At 66.7% G+C, this 15,471-nt stretch carries 15 protein-coding genes; 12 read left to right on the forward strand and 3 right to left on the reverse strand.

All coding sequences use genetic code 11. The features are described 5' to 3' along the window. Window positions 1-22: 22 nt before the first annotated feature. Window positions 23-847 (forward strand): hypothetical protein, encoded by an 825-nt coding sequence (locus ISP14_RS09135; protein ID WP_404538464.1) that lies wholly within the window; start codon window positions 23-25, stop codon window positions 845-847. 220 nt (window positions 848-1,067) lie between these two features. Here ISP14_RS09135 and ISP14_RS09140 read toward each other — a convergent pair whose 3' ends face one another. Together ISP14_RS09140 and ISP14_RS09145 are read right to left on the reverse strand one after the other, a co-directional pair. After that, a complete protein-coding gene (locus ISP14_RS09140; protein WP_404538467.1) occupies window positions 1,068-1,610 on the reverse strand; it encodes a GNAT family N-acetyltransferase in 543 nt (180 codons plus the stop codon). Between the two features lie 18 nt (window positions 1,611-1,628). After that, a complete protein-coding gene (locus tag ISP14_RS09145; protein ID WP_404538470.1) occupies window positions 1,629-2,093 on the reverse strand; it encodes an SET domain-containing protein in 465 nt (154 codons plus the stop codon). Between the two features lie 110 nt (window positions 2,094-2,203). On the opposite strand from ISP14_RS09145, the gene ISP14_RS09150 reads away from it, so the two are divergent. The 8 genes from ISP14_RS09150 (at window position 2,204) to fghA (ending at window position 10,125) form a co-directional block, all read left to right on the forward strand. After that, window positions 2,204-3,634, forward strand: coding sequence for a M20 family metallopeptidase (locus ISP14_RS09150; protein WP_404538474.1), 1,431 nt, complete (start codon window positions 2,204-2,206; stop codon window positions 3,632-3,634). A gap of 56 nt (window positions 3,635-3,690) precedes the next feature. After that, window positions 3,691-4,395 (forward strand): YggS family pyridoxal phosphate-dependent enzyme, encoded by a 705-nt coding sequence (locus ISP14_RS09155; RefSeq protein ID WP_404538477.1) that lies wholly within the window; start codon window positions 3,691-3,693, stop codon window positions 4,393-4,395. Between the two features lie 235 nt (window positions 4,396-4,630). Then, the gene (locus ISP14_RS09160; protein WP_404538480.1) at window positions 4,631-5,482 is read left to right on the forward strand and encodes a C40 family peptidase; all 852 of its coding nucleotides are present in this window, start codon (window positions 4,631-4,633) and stop codon (window positions 5,480-5,482) included. A 199-nt stretch (window positions 5,483-5,681) separates the two neighbouring features. Beyond that, the gene (locus ISP14_RS09165; protein WP_404538482.1) at window positions 5,682-6,323 is read left to right on the forward strand and encodes a rhomboid family intramembrane serine protease; all 642 of its coding nucleotides are present in this window, start codon (window positions 5,682-5,684) and stop codon (window positions 6,321-6,323) included. A 16-nt stretch (window positions 6,324-6,339) separates the two neighbouring features. Then, window positions 6,340-7,707, forward strand: a complete 1,368-nt coding sequence (locus ISP14_RS09170) for an amino acid permease (protein WP_404538485.1) — start codon at window positions 6,340-6,342, stop codon at window positions 7,705-7,707. A gap of 140 nt (window positions 7,708-7,847) precedes the next feature. Then, window positions 7,848-8,129, forward strand: a complete 282-nt coding sequence (locus ISP14_RS09175; RefSeq protein ID WP_404538488.1) for a metal/formaldehyde-sensitive transcriptional repressor — start codon at window positions 7,848-7,850, stop codon at window positions 8,127-8,129. A 47-nt stretch (window positions 8,130-8,176) separates the two neighbouring features. Continuing rightward, window positions 8,177-9,286: an S-(hydroxymethyl)glutathione dehydrogenase/class III alcohol dehydrogenase gene (locus tag ISP14_RS09180; protein ID WP_404538491.1), complete on the forward strand. Its 1,110-nt coding sequence runs from the start codon at window positions 8,177-8,179 to the stop codon at window positions 9,284-9,286. 8 nt (window positions 9,287-9,294) lie between these two features. Further along, a complete protein-coding gene (gene fghA / locus ISP14_RS09185) occupies window positions 9,295-10,125 on the forward strand; it encodes an S-formylglutathione hydrolase (RefSeq protein WP_404538494.1) in 831 nt (276 codons plus the stop codon). A gap of 50 nt (window positions 10,126-10,175) precedes the next feature. Here the strand turns inward: fghA and rapA are convergent, their stop codons facing one another. Then, complete coding sequence (rapA, locus tag ISP14_RS09190; RefSeq protein WP_404538497.1) at window positions 10,176-13,025, reverse strand: RNA polymerase-associated protein RapA; 2,850 nt, start codon at window positions 13,023-13,025, stop codon at window positions 10,176-10,178. 245 nt (window positions 13,026-13,270) lie between these two features. Here rapA and ISP14_RS09195 point away from each other — a divergent pair, with 245 nt between their 5' ends. From ISP14_RS09195 to ISP14_RS09205, 3 genes are read left to right on the forward strand one after another with little or no spacing between them, the layout of a single operon-like run. Next, on the forward strand, window positions 13,271-13,867 hold the full coding sequence (locus ISP14_RS09195; protein WP_404538500.1) for a GspH/FimT family pseudopilin: 597 nt from the start codon (window positions 13,271-13,273) through the stop codon (window positions 13,865-13,867). Beyond that, on the forward strand, window positions 13,864-14,382 hold the full coding sequence (gene pilV / locus ISP14_RS09200; protein WP_404538504.1) for a type IV pilus modification protein PilV: 519 nt from the start codon (window positions 13,864-13,866) through the stop codon (window positions 14,380-14,382). Before ISP14_RS09195 ends, pilV begins: the two co-directional genes overlap by 4 nt. Beyond that, complete coding sequence (locus tag ISP14_RS09205) at window positions 14,379-15,470, forward strand: prepilin-type N-terminal cleavage/methylation domain-containing protein (RefSeq protein WP_404538508.1); 1,092 nt, start codon at window positions 14,379-14,381, stop codon at window positions 15,468-15,470. Before pilV ends, ISP14_RS09205 begins: the two co-directional genes overlap by 4 nt. Window position 15,471: the final 1 nt, after the last annotated feature.

Consider the following 15,471-nt stretch of genomic DNA (forward strand, 5'->3'; position numbering starts at 1 on the left):
TTTCGGTGCGTTGTTTTCCGCGATGAGTGCTGCCCTGCAGTGGCGCCTGCTGCTGCTGTGGCTGCTGCTGATGCTGCTGCCGGCCAGCGTGGTGGCCTTGCCGCTGTGGCGCACGCTTGGCGGCCTGCTCGACCACTCGGTGCATGCCGGGGCCTGGGCGCAACAGTTCGACCCGGTGATGTTCGGCGACGCGATGTTCGCGATGGCCGGCCATACCGCCTGGCTGGGCGGTGCGGCCCTGTTTGCACTGATGCTGACCCTGCTCATGTCGCCCTTCCTCGACGGCATGGCGGTGGGCAGCGGGCGTGCCGCGCGCAGCCTGGGCTTCGGTGCGCTGCTGCAGAGCGGCTGGATCGAGTACGGGCGGATGTTCCGGGTGATGCTGTGGTCGCTGCTGCCGTATGCGGTAGTGGTCGCGGTGGCGGGTGCGGGCATGCACATGGCCGAACAGCACGCCGACCAGGCGGTGCTGGAGGCACAGGCCGATGCCTGGGCGCACGGTACGCGCTGGGTGCTGCTGGCGGTGTTCGTGCTGGCGCAGGCCATCGTGGAATCCACCCGCGCGGCCTTCATCGCCGACACCAGTTTGCGTTCGGCCACCCGCGCCTTCGGCCGTGGCTTCATGCAGCTGCTGCGCCGGCCGCTGAAGACCTTGCTGTTCTACCTGGTGGTGAGTGTGCTGGGCCTGGCGGTCGCGGCGGCGCTGGGCATGGCGCGCATCCACACCACGGCGGTCGATGGCGGCTTCTGGCTGGCCTTGCTGCTCAGCCAGCTGATCGTGGTGGTGGTGGCGTGGATGCGCGTGGCGCGGTTGTTTGCGCTGGCGCGGTTGGCGCGTACGCGCTGACGCAGTCCGTTTTCCCCTCTCCCGCTTGCGGGAGGGGGGTAGAGGAGAGGGGTTTTTGCCCCGGCGAAAAGGCGTTGCCATGCATGGCAACGCCCGCTGCGCGGCCTGATCGGCCACGCCTCACCGCCGCATAGGGCCGCCCCAAGGGCAGCGCGCTCCTGCGCACAGAAGCAACGGCCGGAGCAAAGCCAGGGATTTCCCGCCAACGGGTGAGGCCGGATCAACCGCAGGCGGCGCGGCGCGTCTCACGGTGCGGCGGATAGTAGGCGAACACGTGGGTGTCGCTGCCGTAGAAGTCCATGTCGTCGATGTGCTCGCCGCCTAGGCGTTCGGCCACGCGGTCGGAGGCCTCGTTGCCCACGCGCACCAGGCTGATCACGCGCAGTGCGCGCAAGTGGTTCCAGGCGAAGTCGAGCACGGCCGTACCCGCTTCGGTGGCATAGCCGTGGTGGCGGTGTTCGGGTTTGAGCATCCAGCCCAGTTCCAGGTCGGGCCAACCCTCGGGGCAGAACAGGCCTGCGCGGCCTACGAATTCGCCGCTTTGTTTCAGCTCGAGCGCCCACATGCCGTAGCCGCGCAGCTGCCAGTGCCCCAGCAGCATCGCCAGCGAACGCCAGGCATTGGTGCGGTCCAGCGGCTGGCCGTCACCGATGTAGCGGGTGCTGTCCGGGTCGGCCAGCATCGCGGCGTAGTCGTCGAAATGGCGCTCGGTGAGCGCGGTCAGGCGCAGGCGCGCCGTCTCGATTACAGGGATGTCGATCATGCCAATTCAGCAAGCAACTCACATGCCACCGAGCAAGGCCGCCAGTGCGCGGGTGCTCGAAGCGAGGCTTTCGGTCCAGGACAATCCGGTGATTGTCTCACCTGTGAGCGCATCCGCAAAATCCTCGGCTTCGCCGGGCGGCAAAAGGTGCCGGTAGTCCACCGTGATCTCGGTGCCGGCGGGCAGGTCGGCCAGCGCGAACACGAAACCCAGGTGCCACAGGCCGTTGGGCTGGAAGCTGTGGTTGATGTAGCACTCGTCGGGCCAGTCCGGCGACACGGTGTAGCGGTCCTCGAACCAGCGCGCGCTGGCGTACTTGAGCTTCGCCAGTTCCGGCGCGGCGAACTCGTCGTGGCGGAAGGTGCGGTCGATCGCGTCGGGCGCGCTGACGATGCGTCCCGCGGTCACGGCTTCGTCGAGAAACAAGCCCTTGCCGGCACCGGGAATGCGCGAGGCGTCGATGTGATAGCGCGGCAGGATCATGGCGAGGGTCGGCGGAAAGGTGCGCCAGTGTAGTGCCTGCCGCGCGGCGCGGGCCGGCCGCAGGTGGCATGCTTGCTAGAATGGCGTTTTTCCCCGCTTTGGAGCCCCCCATGGATACCGCCCGCCTTTCACGTTATGTCAGCGGCCTGTGGGACGAGGAGATCGTGCCGAAGCTGGTGGAGTACATCCGCATCCCCAACAAGTCGCCGATGTTCGACAAGGACTGGAAGGCGCACGGCCACATGGACGCGGCGGTGAAGCTGATGAGCGACTGGGCGGCGTCCAAGCTCGCCGCGCTGCCCGGCGCCACGCTGGAAGTGGTGCAGCTGGAAGGGCGTACGCCGCTGATCTACGTCGAGGTACCGGCCACCGGCCAGAGCGACGACACCGTGGTGCTGTACGGCCATCTCGACAAGCAGCCGGAGATGACCGGCTGGGCCGAGGGCCTGGGGCCGTGGACGCCGGTGCTGAAGGGCGACAAGCTTTACGGCCGAGGCGGCGCCGACGACGGCTATGCGATCTTCGGCTCGCTGGCGGCGCTGCTGGCGCTGCGCGAGCAGGGCGTGCCGCACGCGCGCTGCGTGATCCTGATCGAGGCGTGCGAGGAATCGGGCAGCTACGACTTGCCGTACTACGTGGACCATCTCGCCGCACGCATCGGCAACCCTTCGCTGGTGGTGTGCCTGGACTCGGGCTGCGGCAACTATGACCAATTGTGGCTAACCACGTCGCTGCGCGGCATGACCGGCGGCAACCTCACTGTGCAGGTGTTGGAAGAGGGCGTGCACTCGGGCGATGCCTCTGGCGTGGTGCCGTCCAGCTTCCGCGTGCTGCGCGACATCCTGTCGCGGCTGGAGGATCCGGAAACCGGCACGATCAAGCCGAAGGAGCTCTACGTCGAGATTCCCGCCCAGCGCGTGGAACAGGCGAAGCACGCGGCCACCGTGCTGGGCAGCGACATCTACACCAAGTTCCCCTGGGCCGCGGGCATGCAGCCGGTGACCAGGGACCTGCCCGAGCTGGTGCTCAACCGTACCTGGCGACCGCAGCTCGCGGTGACCGGCGTCGGCGGCATCCCGCCGCTGGACAGCGCCGGCAACGTGCTGCGCCCGTTCACCGCGGTGAAGCTCAGCTTGCGCGTGCCGCCCACGCTGGACGCGAAGCAGGCTGGCCAGTTCCTCAAGCAGTTGCTGGAAAAGGACCCGCCCTACGGCGCCACGGTCACCTTCGACCTGGAGAAGGACGGTAGCGGCTGGAACGCACCCGCGCTGTCGCCGTGGCTGGAGCAGGCGGTCACCGAGGCCTCGCAACATCAGTTCGGCGCGCCGGCTACCTACATGGGCGAGGGCGGCTCGATCCCGTTCATGGGCATGCTGGGCGAGAAATTCCCCAAGGCCCAGTTCCTCATCACCGGCGTGCTGGGCCCGCACTCCAACGCCCACGGTCCCAACGAGTTCCTGCACATCCCCACCGGCAAGAAGGTCTCGGCCGTGGTAGCCGAGGTGGTGGCGAAGCATTACGCGCAGGGCGCCAAGGGTTGAAGCGTTTTCTCCCTCTCCCCCAGGGGAGAGGGGGCGAACGCAAAGAATCATCACCCATGGATCACTCTCACCTTGCCGCCAACTGGGCCGACGTCCGCCGCCGCGTGGACGAGGCTTGCCGCGCCGCCGGGCGCGACCCGGCCGAAGTCTCCATCCTGCCGGTCAGCAAGACCTTCGGCGCCGAGGTGGTGCGCGAGGCGGTGGCGATGGGGTTGCACCGCTTCGGCGAGAACAAGGTGCAGGAGATCCGCGACAAGTCCGGCCCGCTGGCCGACTGCGGCATCGCCTGGGTGGTGATTGGCCATCTGCAGACCAACAAGGCCAAGGACGTGGCGCGGCTGGCCAGCGAGGTGCAATCGCTGGACCGCCCCGAGCTGGCCGAGGCGCTGCATCGCCGCCTGCAGGCCGAGGCTCGTGCCATCGACGTGCTGGTACAGGTGAAAACCTCCAGTGAGGAGAGCAAGTATGGCCTGCCGCCCGCCGAGCTTCCCGGTTTCCTCGACAGCCTGGCGCGCTACGACAGCTTGCGTGTGCGTGGCCTGATGACGCTGGCCACCCACAGCGAAGACCCGGCGGAAATACGGGCCTGTTTCCGCCAGCTGCGCGAGCTGCGGGATGCGGCGCAGGCGCGCGGGCACGAACTGCCGCGGCTTTCCATGGGCATGAGCGGCGATTTCCCGCTGGCGATCGCCGAGGGCGCCACCGAGGTACGCATCGGCACCGCGATCTTCGGGCGACGCCCCGCGCCGGGCAGCGCCTGAAACAAGCCGGAAATCAAAAGCTGGAACAGCCGGTTTCGGGCCGATGGAAGCAAGTTTCGGAAAAATCTGCTGTTTTTCAGAACGTGATGGGTGTATCGGCGTTTGCGAACGATAGGGTTCAGTTAACCCCAATCCAACAACCCCCCCGGACCTTCTTGGTAAGTTCATCCCTTCGTCACGCCTCCTGCACGACAGGCGGCATCTCCGAAGTTAAGGTCGTAGGGGTGATTGCCTCATGCCAATCCAGCGATTGACCGGTGTCGCCGCGCTCGTTTCGATGCTGCTGCTGGCCACGCCCTCGCATGCCGCAACCCAGCAGGCCCAGAAGAAGCACGTCCAGCACCGTCACGCCAAGGCACACCGCTCCTCGTCGCACCACGCCAAGTCCAGCCATTCGCACTCCCAGGCCGTCGCCAGCACCTCCGCCGACAGCCAGTACTCGCTGGTCACCGGCGGCATCCTTACCTCGCCGCTGTCGCTGAACCCCTTGCCGACCCTCAGCCCGATGCCGACGCTGGCCTCGTCCGGCGTGGTGGGTTTCGGCGCCAACACGCCTCCGGCCTTTGGCGTGAAGAACAGCTTGCTGGCGCCGGTCGTTGCCGCTCCCGCCGTGGCCGAGGCCACCAAGCCGGGTGCCGACCAGGTCGACAGCGACGTCGACACGGTCACCGACCTGCGCAAGGCGCTGGTTTCGCTGGCGATGAACCTGCGCGACGTGCGTTACGTGCGTGGCGGCCACAGCCCCTCCACCGGTTTCGATTGCAGCGGCTTCGTGCGCTACGTGTTCGCCCATGCGATCGGCGTGCAGCTGCCCGCCAATTCCGCCTCGCAGTTCCTGGACGGCCTGAAGGTGAAGCGGGCGGACATGAAGGCGGGCGACCTGGTGTTCTTCCACACCGGCGGCCGTCGCCATCGCATTACCCACGTGGGCATCTACATTTCCAATGGCCAGTTCATCCACGCCCCCACCTATGGCAAGGCGGTGCAGGTCTCCAGCCTCGACGAGGCCTACTGGGCGAAGCGCTTCGTGGGCGCCAAGCGTCCCGAGGGCATGCTGGCCCTGGCCGGGAGCGGCGGCAACGGCTGATCCGAGCCTTGTCACTCGCATAGAGAAGCCGCCCAGTGAGGCGGCTTTGTTTTTTGCGATCGTCCCTGATCGCGGAAGTCAAACGGGCGGCCATCCATGGCCGCACTCTTCAATGTGTCTTTCCGTCTATGTTCGTGGGGCATCGCAGCCGTTACGCTAATGCTTTGCCCTTGTGACACTGGCATCGACGGAACCCTGCATGCCTAACCTCCCGCCGGTCACCCGCTACCTGCTGATCGCCAACGTACTGGTGTTCGCGCTGCAGCAACTGTTGCCGGATGCAGACTCGCTGGCCCTCGTCAGCCATTTCGCATTGTGGCCGCTGGGGCCTTCGCCGTACTCGAATGTCGCGGGGTTCGAACCCTGGCAGCTGGTCACCTACGCGTTCATGCACGGCGGGTTCGAACACATCCTGTTCAACATGTTCGGTCTGTACATGTTCGGCGGGGTGATCGAGCGCACCTTCGGCGCGCGCAACTACGCGATCTACTACTTCGTCTGCGCGATCGTCGCGGCGGTGGCGCAGCTGCTGGTGGTGAAGTATTTCACCCACGGCTTCTATCCCACCATCGGCGCCTCGGGCGCGCTGTTCGGCCTGCTGCTGGCCTTCGGCATGCTGTACCCGCAGGAGAAGATGTTCCTGATCTTCCTGCCGATCCCGATGCCGGCGTGGCTGTTCGTGATCGGCTACGCGGCGGTGGAGCTGGTGCTGGGCGTTACCGGCACCCAGGCCGGCGTGGCGCATTTCGCGCACCTCGGGGGCATGGTCGGCGGCTATGTCATGATCCAATACTGGCGCGGCCGCCTGCCGCTGAAACCGAAGCGCCGATTGCTGCGCTGATCACACAGGGAAACCCATGAGCCAAGACCTGCAGCGCCGCCTCACGCCGCGCCACATCACCTTCATGGCGCTGGGCATGTGCATCGGCGCCGGGTTGTTCCTTGGCTCGGGCAGCACGATCAAGCTGGCCGGCCCGTCGGTGCTGTTCGCCTACCTGATCTGCGGTGCGATGATCTTCATCATCATGCGTGCGCTGGGCGAGATGGCCGCGCACGAGCCGATCGCCGGCTCCTTCAGCGCGTATGCGCACAAGTACCTCGGGCCGTTCGCCGGCTACCTCACCGGCTGGAACTACTGGATCCTGATGATGGGTGTGGGCATCGTCGAGAGCACGGCGGTGGGCATCTACATGAAGACCTGGTTCCCCGATTCGCCGCAGTGGATCTGGGCCTTCGCCAGCGTGGCGATGATCGGCGGCCTGAACCTGCTGGCGGTGAAGGTCTACGGCGAGCTGGAGTTCTGGTTCTCGCTGATCAAGGTGCTCACCGTGGTGGCGATGATCGTGGGCGGCTTCGCGATGATCTGGCTGGGCTGGGGCAACCATGGCACGCCGGTGGGTCTGTCCAACCTGTGGACGCACGGCGGCTGGTTCCCACACGGTGTCACCGGCATGGTGCTGGCGCTGCCGGTGCTGGTGTTCTCTTTCGGCGGTATCGAGACCATCGGCATGGCGGCGGCGGAAGCCGCGCAGCCGGAGCGCACCATTCCGCGCGCGGTGAACTCGGTGATCTGGCGCATCCTGATCTTCTACGTCGGCTCGCTGTTCGTGATCATGGCGATCTACCCGTGGAGCGAGCTGGACGCGAACAGCAGTCCGTTTGTCACCACCTTCGCGCGGCTGGGTATTCCGCAGGCGGCGGGGCTGATCAATTTCGTGGTGATCACCGCGGCGTTGTCCAGCTTCAATTCCACCACCTTCAGCGGCAGCCGCATGCTGCACAGCCTCGCCGGCAAAGGCCAGGCGCCGGCGGCGATGGGCCGCACCAACACGCATGGCGTGCCGGTGCGCGGCGTGCTGGTGACCATGGCCTTCCTGCTGTTCGGCGTGCTGATGAATTACCTGGTGCCGGGGCGCATCTTCGGCATGATGATGTCCATCCTCGCGTTCAACACGGTGTGGACCTGGGGCATGGTGCTGGTGGCGCACTGGAGCTTCCGCCGTCGCCAAGTGCAGCCGCTGGGTTTCCGCCTGCGCGTGTGGCCGCTGTCCAGCGTGCTGTGCCTGGCCTTCCTCGCCTTCGTGTGGGTGATGCTGGGTTACAGCCCCGACACCCGCGTGGCGCTGTACGTGGGCGTGGCATGGATCGCGCTGCTCACCGTGGCCTATTACGCATTCGGCATCGAGCGGCGCATGCGGCAGGCGGCCACCTCGGGCGTGGCCTGATTCCGGCATAGCGACCCGGCGTTCGTTTCCTGAAGCGCGCAGCATAGGCTGCGCGCTTTTTTGTGCGCACCGTTCTTTGACATAGCTCCATGGCGGCGTGATGGCATATACTCCCCTGGGGTATACGAGAGGGGGCGTCCATGCCGTACTCGACGCAGGAAAAGAAACAAGCGCTGGTGCGCGTGCGCCGCATCGGCGGCCAGTTGGACGCGCTGGCGCAGGCGCTGGAGCAGGAGGCCGACTGCGGCGCCGTGCTGCAGCAGATCGCGGCGATCCGCGGCGCGGTGAACGGGTTGATGGGCGAGGTGCTGGAAAGCCATCTGCGCGCCAGTTTTATGCCGCCCACCGCAAAGCCCATCAGCCCGGCAGACGCGGCGGCGCTGGAACAGACCATCGCCTTGCTGCGCACTTATCTCAAATAGCCGGCCTCGCGCCGGCCGAACCATCGATTCACTACAGGAGCACCACCATGAAATCCCGCGCCGCCGTCGCCTTCGCCCCCGGCAAGCCGCTGGAGATCGTCGAGATCGACGTGGCCCCGCCGAAGAAGGGCGAGGTGTTGGTGAAGATCAGCCATACCGGCGTCTGCCACACCGATGCGTTCACGCTGTCCGGCGATGATCCGGAAGGCCTGTTCCCCTGCGTGCTCGGTCACGAGGGCGCGGGCGTGGTGGTCGAAGTGGGCGAGGGCGTCACCTCGGTGAAGCCGGGCGACCACGTGATCCCGCTGTACACCGCCGAGTGCGGCGAGTGCCTGTTCTGCAAGAGCGGCAAGACCAACCTGTGCGTGGCCGTGCGCGCCACCCAGGGCAAGGGCGTGATGCCGGATGGCACCACGCGCTTCTCTTACAACGGCGAGCCGATCTACCACTACATGGGTTGCTCCACCTTCAGCGAATACACCGTCGTCGCCGAAGTGTCGCTGGCGAAGATCAATCCGCAGGCGGACCACGAGCAGGTCTGCCTGCTGGGCTGCGGCGTCACTACCGGCATCGGCGCGGTGCACAACACCGCCAAGGTGCAGCAAGGCGACAGCGTGGCGGTGTTCGGCCTCGGTGGGATCGGCCTGGCGGTGGTGCAGGGTGCCCGCCAGGCGAAGGCGGGCCGCATCATCGCGGTCGACACCAATCCGGCCAAGTTCGAGCTGGCGCGGGCTATGGGTGCCACCGACTGCGTCAATCCGAAGGATCACGACAAGCCGGTCCAGCAGGTGATCGTGGAGATGACCGGCTGGGGCGTGGACCACAGCTTCGAGTGCATCGGCAACGTCAACGTGATGCGCGCGGCGCTGGAATGCGCGCACCGTGGTTGGGGCCAGAGTGTCATCATCGGCGTGGCCGGCGCGGGCCAGGAAATTTCCACCCGGCCGTTCCAACTGGTCACCGGCCGCAAGTGGATGGGTACCGCGTTCGGCGGCGTGAAGGGTCGCAGTCAGTTGCCTGGGATGGTCGAGGACGCGATGAAGGGCGAGATCGAGCTGGCGCCGTTCGTCACTCATACCATGGGGCTGGAACAGATCAATGAAGCCTTCGCGCTGATGCACGAAGGCAAGTCGATCCGTTCGGTGATCCACTACTGAGGCGCGCGATGGAACGCATCGAACACCGCGCCTGCTTCGGCGGCTGGCAGGATGTGTACCGGCACGACTCGGCCGTGCTGGGATGCACGATGAATTTCGCCGTCTACTTGCCGTCGCAGGCGGAAAAGGCGCGGTTGCCAGTGCTGTACTGGCTGTCCGGTCTTACCTGCACCGAACAGAACTTCATCACCAAGGCCGGCGTGCAGCGCTACGCGGCCGAACACGGCGTGATCGTGGTGGCGCCGGACACCAGCCCGCGTGGCGAAGGCGTGGCGGACGATCCGGCCTACGACCTGGGCCAGGGCGCGGGCTTCTATCTCAATGCGACGCAGCAGCCGTGGGCGGCGCATTACCGCATGCACGACTATGTGGCGGAGGAGTTGCCCGCGCTGATCGAAGCTGGCTTTCCTGCCAACGGCGTGCGCGGCATCAGCGGCCATTCGATGGGCGGCCACGGCGCGCTGACGATCGCGTTGCGCCAGCCCGGGCGCTACCGCAGCGTGTCGGCATTCGCGCCAATCGTCGCGCCGGCACAGGTGCCGTGGGGCGAAAAGGCGTTCGCTGCCTACCTCGGGCCGGATCGCGCGGACTGGGCACGCTACGATGCCACCGAACTGCTAAAGACGGCCACCGAGCGGCTGCCGCTGCTGGTGGACCAGGGCCAGGCCGATGAATTCCTCGCCGTGCAGCTCAAGCCGGAGCTGCTGCGCGAAGCGTGCGCGAAGGCGGACCATCCGCTCACCCTGCGCCTGCATCCGGGCTACGACCACAGCTACTACTTTGTGGCGAGCTTCATCGGCGAGCACATGGCCTGGCACGTGCGGGCGATGAAGGGCTGAGGCGCTTAAACCCCTCTCCCGCTGGCGGGAGAGGGGAGTGTCGCGGAGGCTCAGCGCAGCGCGAGGAAGTCGGCACTCACCACGAAACGTACGGCGTCCAGGCGCAGCCGCGATTGCGGCAGCGCGGCGAGCAGGGCGGCGCGTTCGGCGGCGAGGGTGGCGATTTCTGCGGTACTGATCGACGGGTTCACCGCGCGCAGTGCCTGCAGGCGCGACAGCTCGGCGTCCAGCGCGGCGCCGGCCTCGGCCATGGCGGTGTCGATCATCGCCTGCGCGCGGGTGCGGGCCGCGAGTTCCGCCTTTTCCAGCATCGGCGGCACCAGTTTGGCGAGGAATTTGCGATAGCGCGGCACTTCGATGTTGCGGTCGGCAGCCTTGCGCAAGGCCGCCTCGCTGGGCTCGAAGTCGGCGCGTTCGGCGAGCCGGGTGTCGATGGTGACGGTGATCGGCAACGCGGGCAGGAAGCGCTCCGCGTCGAGCCGGCGATCGGCCACGCATTCCAGCACGAACACGGTCTGCAACAGTGCGCTGCGCGGCGGCAGTGCGTCGTCCACCATGAATGCGGCATTGCCTTGTTCGCCGGAGAGCGCAAGGTCCAGCGCGCCGGCGATCATCGGGTGGTCGAGCCGCAGCAGCGGCAGCTCTTCGCGCGCCAGCGCCACCGCACGGCTGAAGGTGGCCGACTGCGGCCCCTCGGCGAAGCCGGGCAGGGCATCGGTAGAGAGATATTGCGGATCGAGCAGCAGCACCTTGCCGCCCAGTTCCTCGGCGTGGACGCCGTAGGTTTCCAACACGCGCTGCACGAAGGCGTCGCGGGCCGGGTCCTCGTCCTCGCGGCGGAACGCCTGGCTCAATTCCTCGGCATGCGGGTCGCGGCTAGCGGCTAGTTCCAGCAAGTGGTCGCGACCCTCGCGGATCAGCTCGGCCATCTGCTCGTGGGCGGCGCGTGTCTCGGCCAGCAGCACGTCCAGTTCCTGGTCGCGGCCGTCGCCGCCGCGTGCGTGCTGGTCGGCCAGTTGCGCCAGCGTGCCGCCGTAGCGGCGCAGCAGCTCGCGGCCGTCGGCCGGGCTCTGCCGGAACGCGTCCACGCCCTCGTCGTACCAGCGCGCCAGCACGTGCTGCGCGCTGTCGGCCATGGCCAGGATGTGGATGCTGATGTCGTGGGTCTGGCCGATGCGGTCGAGGCGGCCGATGCGCTGTTCAAGCAGGTCGGGATCCAGCGGCAGGTCCCACAGCACCAGCCGGTGCGCGAACTGGAAGTTGCGGCCTTCCGAGCCGATCTCCGAGCACAGCAGCAGGCGCGCGCCGTCGGGCTGGGCGAAGTAGGCGGCGTTGCGGTCGCGCTGCACGATGCCAAGGCCCTCGTGGAAGCGCGCGATGCCGGCGCCGCTGCGGGTGCGCAATGCCTCTTCCAGCGCTAGCACCTTGGCCTGGCTGCGGCAGATCAGCAGGAATTTGTCCTGCGGATGTGCGTCGAGCAGGGCCACCAGCGCGTCGAGGCGCGGATCGTTCGCGTAGTCGTGTTCCAGCACCGGTGGCGGCTGCTGGATGTCGGCGTGAAATTCGGCCAGCAAGGCCTGACGCGCGGCCTCGTCGAGGCCGGCGGCATCCAGCACGTGCCACTGCGGTACGCGCTGGGGGAAGCCACCGATGCCGGCGCGGCGGTTGCGGAACATCGCGCGGCCAGTGCCGTGGCGGTCGATCAGCGCGGCAAGAATCTCGCGCGCATGCTCGGGCTTGGTCGTGTTGGCGAGTCGCGCCTCCAGCGCCGCATCGCCGGTGAAGGCGCTGCGCAGCGTGGCGAGCTGGGCCTCGTCCAGTGCCTCGCCATCCAACAGCTTGTCGGCGATGCGCGACAGCGGCTGGAAGCGTTCGGCCTCGGCGAGGTAGGCATCCAGGTCGTGGTAGCGCTGCGGATCGAGCAGGCGCAGGCGGGCGAAATGGCCGCTGCGGCCCAACTGCTCGGGCGTGGCGGTGAGCAGGATCACGCCGGGCGTCTTCGCGGCCAGCCGTTCCACCAGGGTGTAGCGCGGGCTGGCGGCTTCGGGCGTCCAGGCGAGGTGGTGCGCCTCGTCCACCACCAGCAGGTCCCAGGGGGCGTCCAGCAGTTGCTGCGCACGCTTCGGGTTCGCTTCGAGGAAGGCGAAGTCCGCGATGACCAGCTGTTCGTCCTCGAACGGATTGCCGGCATCCTTGCCTTCCTCCGACAGCGTCAGCGCCTCGCAGCGCTCCTCGTCGTAGATCGCGAAGCTGAGGTTGAAGCGGCGCAGCAGCTCGACGAACCACTGGTAGACCAGGGTGTCGGGCAACAGCAACAACACACGCGAGGCACGGCCGGTGGCGAGCTGACGCGCCATGATCATGCCGGCCTCGATGGTCTTGCCCAGGCCCACCTCGTCGGCCAGCAGTACGCGCGGCGGCCGGCGCGCCGAGGCGATGCCGGCCACACGCAACTGGTGCGGTACCAGCCCGACGCGGGCGGCGCCCAGGCCCCAGGCCGGCGAGCGGCGCGCCTCGGCACGGCGGCGCAGGCCTTCCACACGCAGCTCGAACTGCGCCACCGGGTCGGTGCGGCCGCCGATCAGGCGGTCGTCGGCCTGGCTCACGCTCTGTTCGTCGTCGAGCTGGCCCTCGTGCAGTTCGCGGCCCTCGCCGCGGTAGATCAGCAGGTCCTCCTTGATCTCCACCCGTTCCACCAGGAAGGCGATGCCCTTGCCGGCCACGCGTTGCCCGGCGCGGAATTCCGCGCGCACCAGCGGTGCGGAATCGGCGGCATAAGGCCGCAGCACACCGGCCTTGGCGAACAACACCTGCACGCCGCGTCCTTCGACGCGGAGCACGGTGCCGAGGCCGAGCTCGGGCTCGGCGGTGGAGATCCAGCGTTGACCAGGTACGAACATTGCACAGCCGCTTGGGTTCAAGGGCCGCCAATTATCCGCGTTGTGGGCGTCAATGCACAGCGAAGCCGGGCCGGGCAGGCCGCCCGGGCAACCCGGCCGCAGGTCACGAGGTCGTCGTGACGGCGGTCACTTGCCGGCGGCAGGCGTTTGCCGCTCGTCGGGCAAATGCGCCCGCCGATCGGCTGGCGTCTGGCGGGGTTGCCCGCGGCGAGTAGATTGCGGAGCCGCATATAAGGGGGAAATCCATGCGCGTCCTGTCGCATCCGCGAGCCGTTCCGCCCGCTGGCACGTCGTGCCGGGCGGCAGGTTTCACCCTTGTCGAACTGATGATCACGATTGCCGTGGCGGCGATCCTGCTGATGATCGCCGTGCCGAGCTTCAACAACATCATCAACTCCAACCGGCTCACCACGGCGGCCAACACCATGGTGAATGCACTCAATACCGCACGGATGGAGGCGATCAAGCGCAACGGCTCGGTGCAGTTCTGCAGCAATTCGGCCAGTACCAATACGAGTGGCAGCGGCGACACGCTGGGCTCGAATTGCGGCACGAGCGCTGGCGCGGTTTACGCCGGCACTTCGACCACCCCGGTATTGGCGGCGCCTCCTGGCCTTGGGACCACGTCGGTACAGATACATGGGACCGTCGCCGCGATCCGCTTCAACGGGGAAGGCCTGGGCTACGCCCCAGGTTCGACCACTCCGTTCGACTCCGGCACGCTGGGGGCCGTCGTGGACCTGTGTTCAAAGGCGCTAAGCAGCAACAACCATATCCAGGTCAGCATGGCTACCGGCACCATCATCACCAGCGGTACTCCATTCACGGGAACCTGCCCATGAAACGGCGTGAACCATTCCTCCGCTTCGAGCGGTGCACGGGGCCGCGTCCGGCGTCGGCCAGCCAGGCTGGCGTGGGCCTGATCGAGGTGCTGGTAGCCGTGCTGGTGCTGTCCATCGGCTTCGTCGGCATGGCCGCGTTGCAGGCGCGTTCGCTGTCCACCAACAACAGCGCGATGGCGCGCAGCATGGCCACCGTGGCTAGCTACTCCATCCTCGATGCGATGCGTTCCGATCTCGCCAATGCGGTGCTCGGCAACTACAACGGTACCGTCAAGGCGAACGCATGTTCGACGATCTCGGCCCCCAATACGTTGGCCACCGCCCAGCTTACCCAGTGGTGCTCTGTTGACCTTGCGCCGTTGGGCGCCAACGCAAGCACCATGGGCATCATCAACTGTACTGCCGCTGCCGGCACCGCGACTGCCTATTGCACTGTCACCGTCCAGTTCGATGACAGCCGCGCCGGCCTGTCAGGTAGCACCTCACAGCAAGTCGTCACGCAGGCCATGCTATGAGCAACCAGTCTATGACCCGCGGCCAGCAGCGGCGCAATGCACGGCGCACGCATGGCTTCACCCTTATCGAGCTGATGGTGGCCATGCTGCTCGGTCTCATCGTGATCGGTGGCGTCAGCAGCGTGTTCCTCGCCGGGCAGCAGACCTATCGCACCAACGAAGCACTGGGCGACGTGGAGGACGGCTCGCGCACAGCGTTCGAATTGCTCAGTCGTGACATACGCAATGCCGGCCTCACTGGTTGCGATGACACCAGCGGGCGCATCGCCAACGTGATTAATCCCAATTCAAGCGGCAACACCTATTGGTATGCGAACTGGAACTATGCGCTGCAAGGTTTCGACGATGCCAGCACGGATCCTGCGCTGACCGGCATCACGGGTGACGGTACGCCGGTGAAGGGAACCAGTTCGATCGAATTGCTCAGCACCGCCAGCAGCGACGTGGTAGTGACGTGGAATACAAGCAATGGCAGCGGCTCCCCCGGCAACTTCGCGATCAATGCACCAAGTTCCTTGCTGGCCACTGGCCAGATCATCATGGTGTGCGACTTCAACCAGGCCACGATCCTGCAGATCACTAGTTATTCCGGCAATCAACGAGTGATCCACAACTCGGGCAGCGGCACTCCCGGCAATTGCACGAAGGGCATGGGCTTGCCTGTCGTTTGCTCGGCTAACGGCAACAATCACGACTACGCCAACAATGGGCGTGTGGCCATACTTACAGCGGTGGATTGGTATATCGGCACCAGCTCGAAGGCGAGCAGTGGCAAGTCACTGTACCGTTTGACCGTCAGCTACAGCAGCGGCAGTCCAACATTCACGCCGGTGGAAATGGTGCGCAACGTCACCGGCATGACGATCAACTACCTGCAGTCCTCGGGCACGCCTTCGGTCGGGGTCATGCCGGGTGCACTCCCCGGTACCGGGTTCGTCACTGCCACCAACGTCACCAATTGGGCGAATGTCTACGCCGCGCAGGCCACGCTTACCGTGCAGAGCAGCTTCACGCGCGCCAGCGTCAATGCCACGCCGCTCTCGCGTCCGTTCACTTCCACCACCGCCGTACGCAACCGGACGCCATGAT

It is taken from the genome of Dyella agri, assembly GCF_044904705.1.
GTDB lineage: Bacteria > Pseudomonadota > Gammaproteobacteria > Xanthomonadales > Rhodanobacteraceae > Rhodanobacter_A > Rhodanobacter_A agri.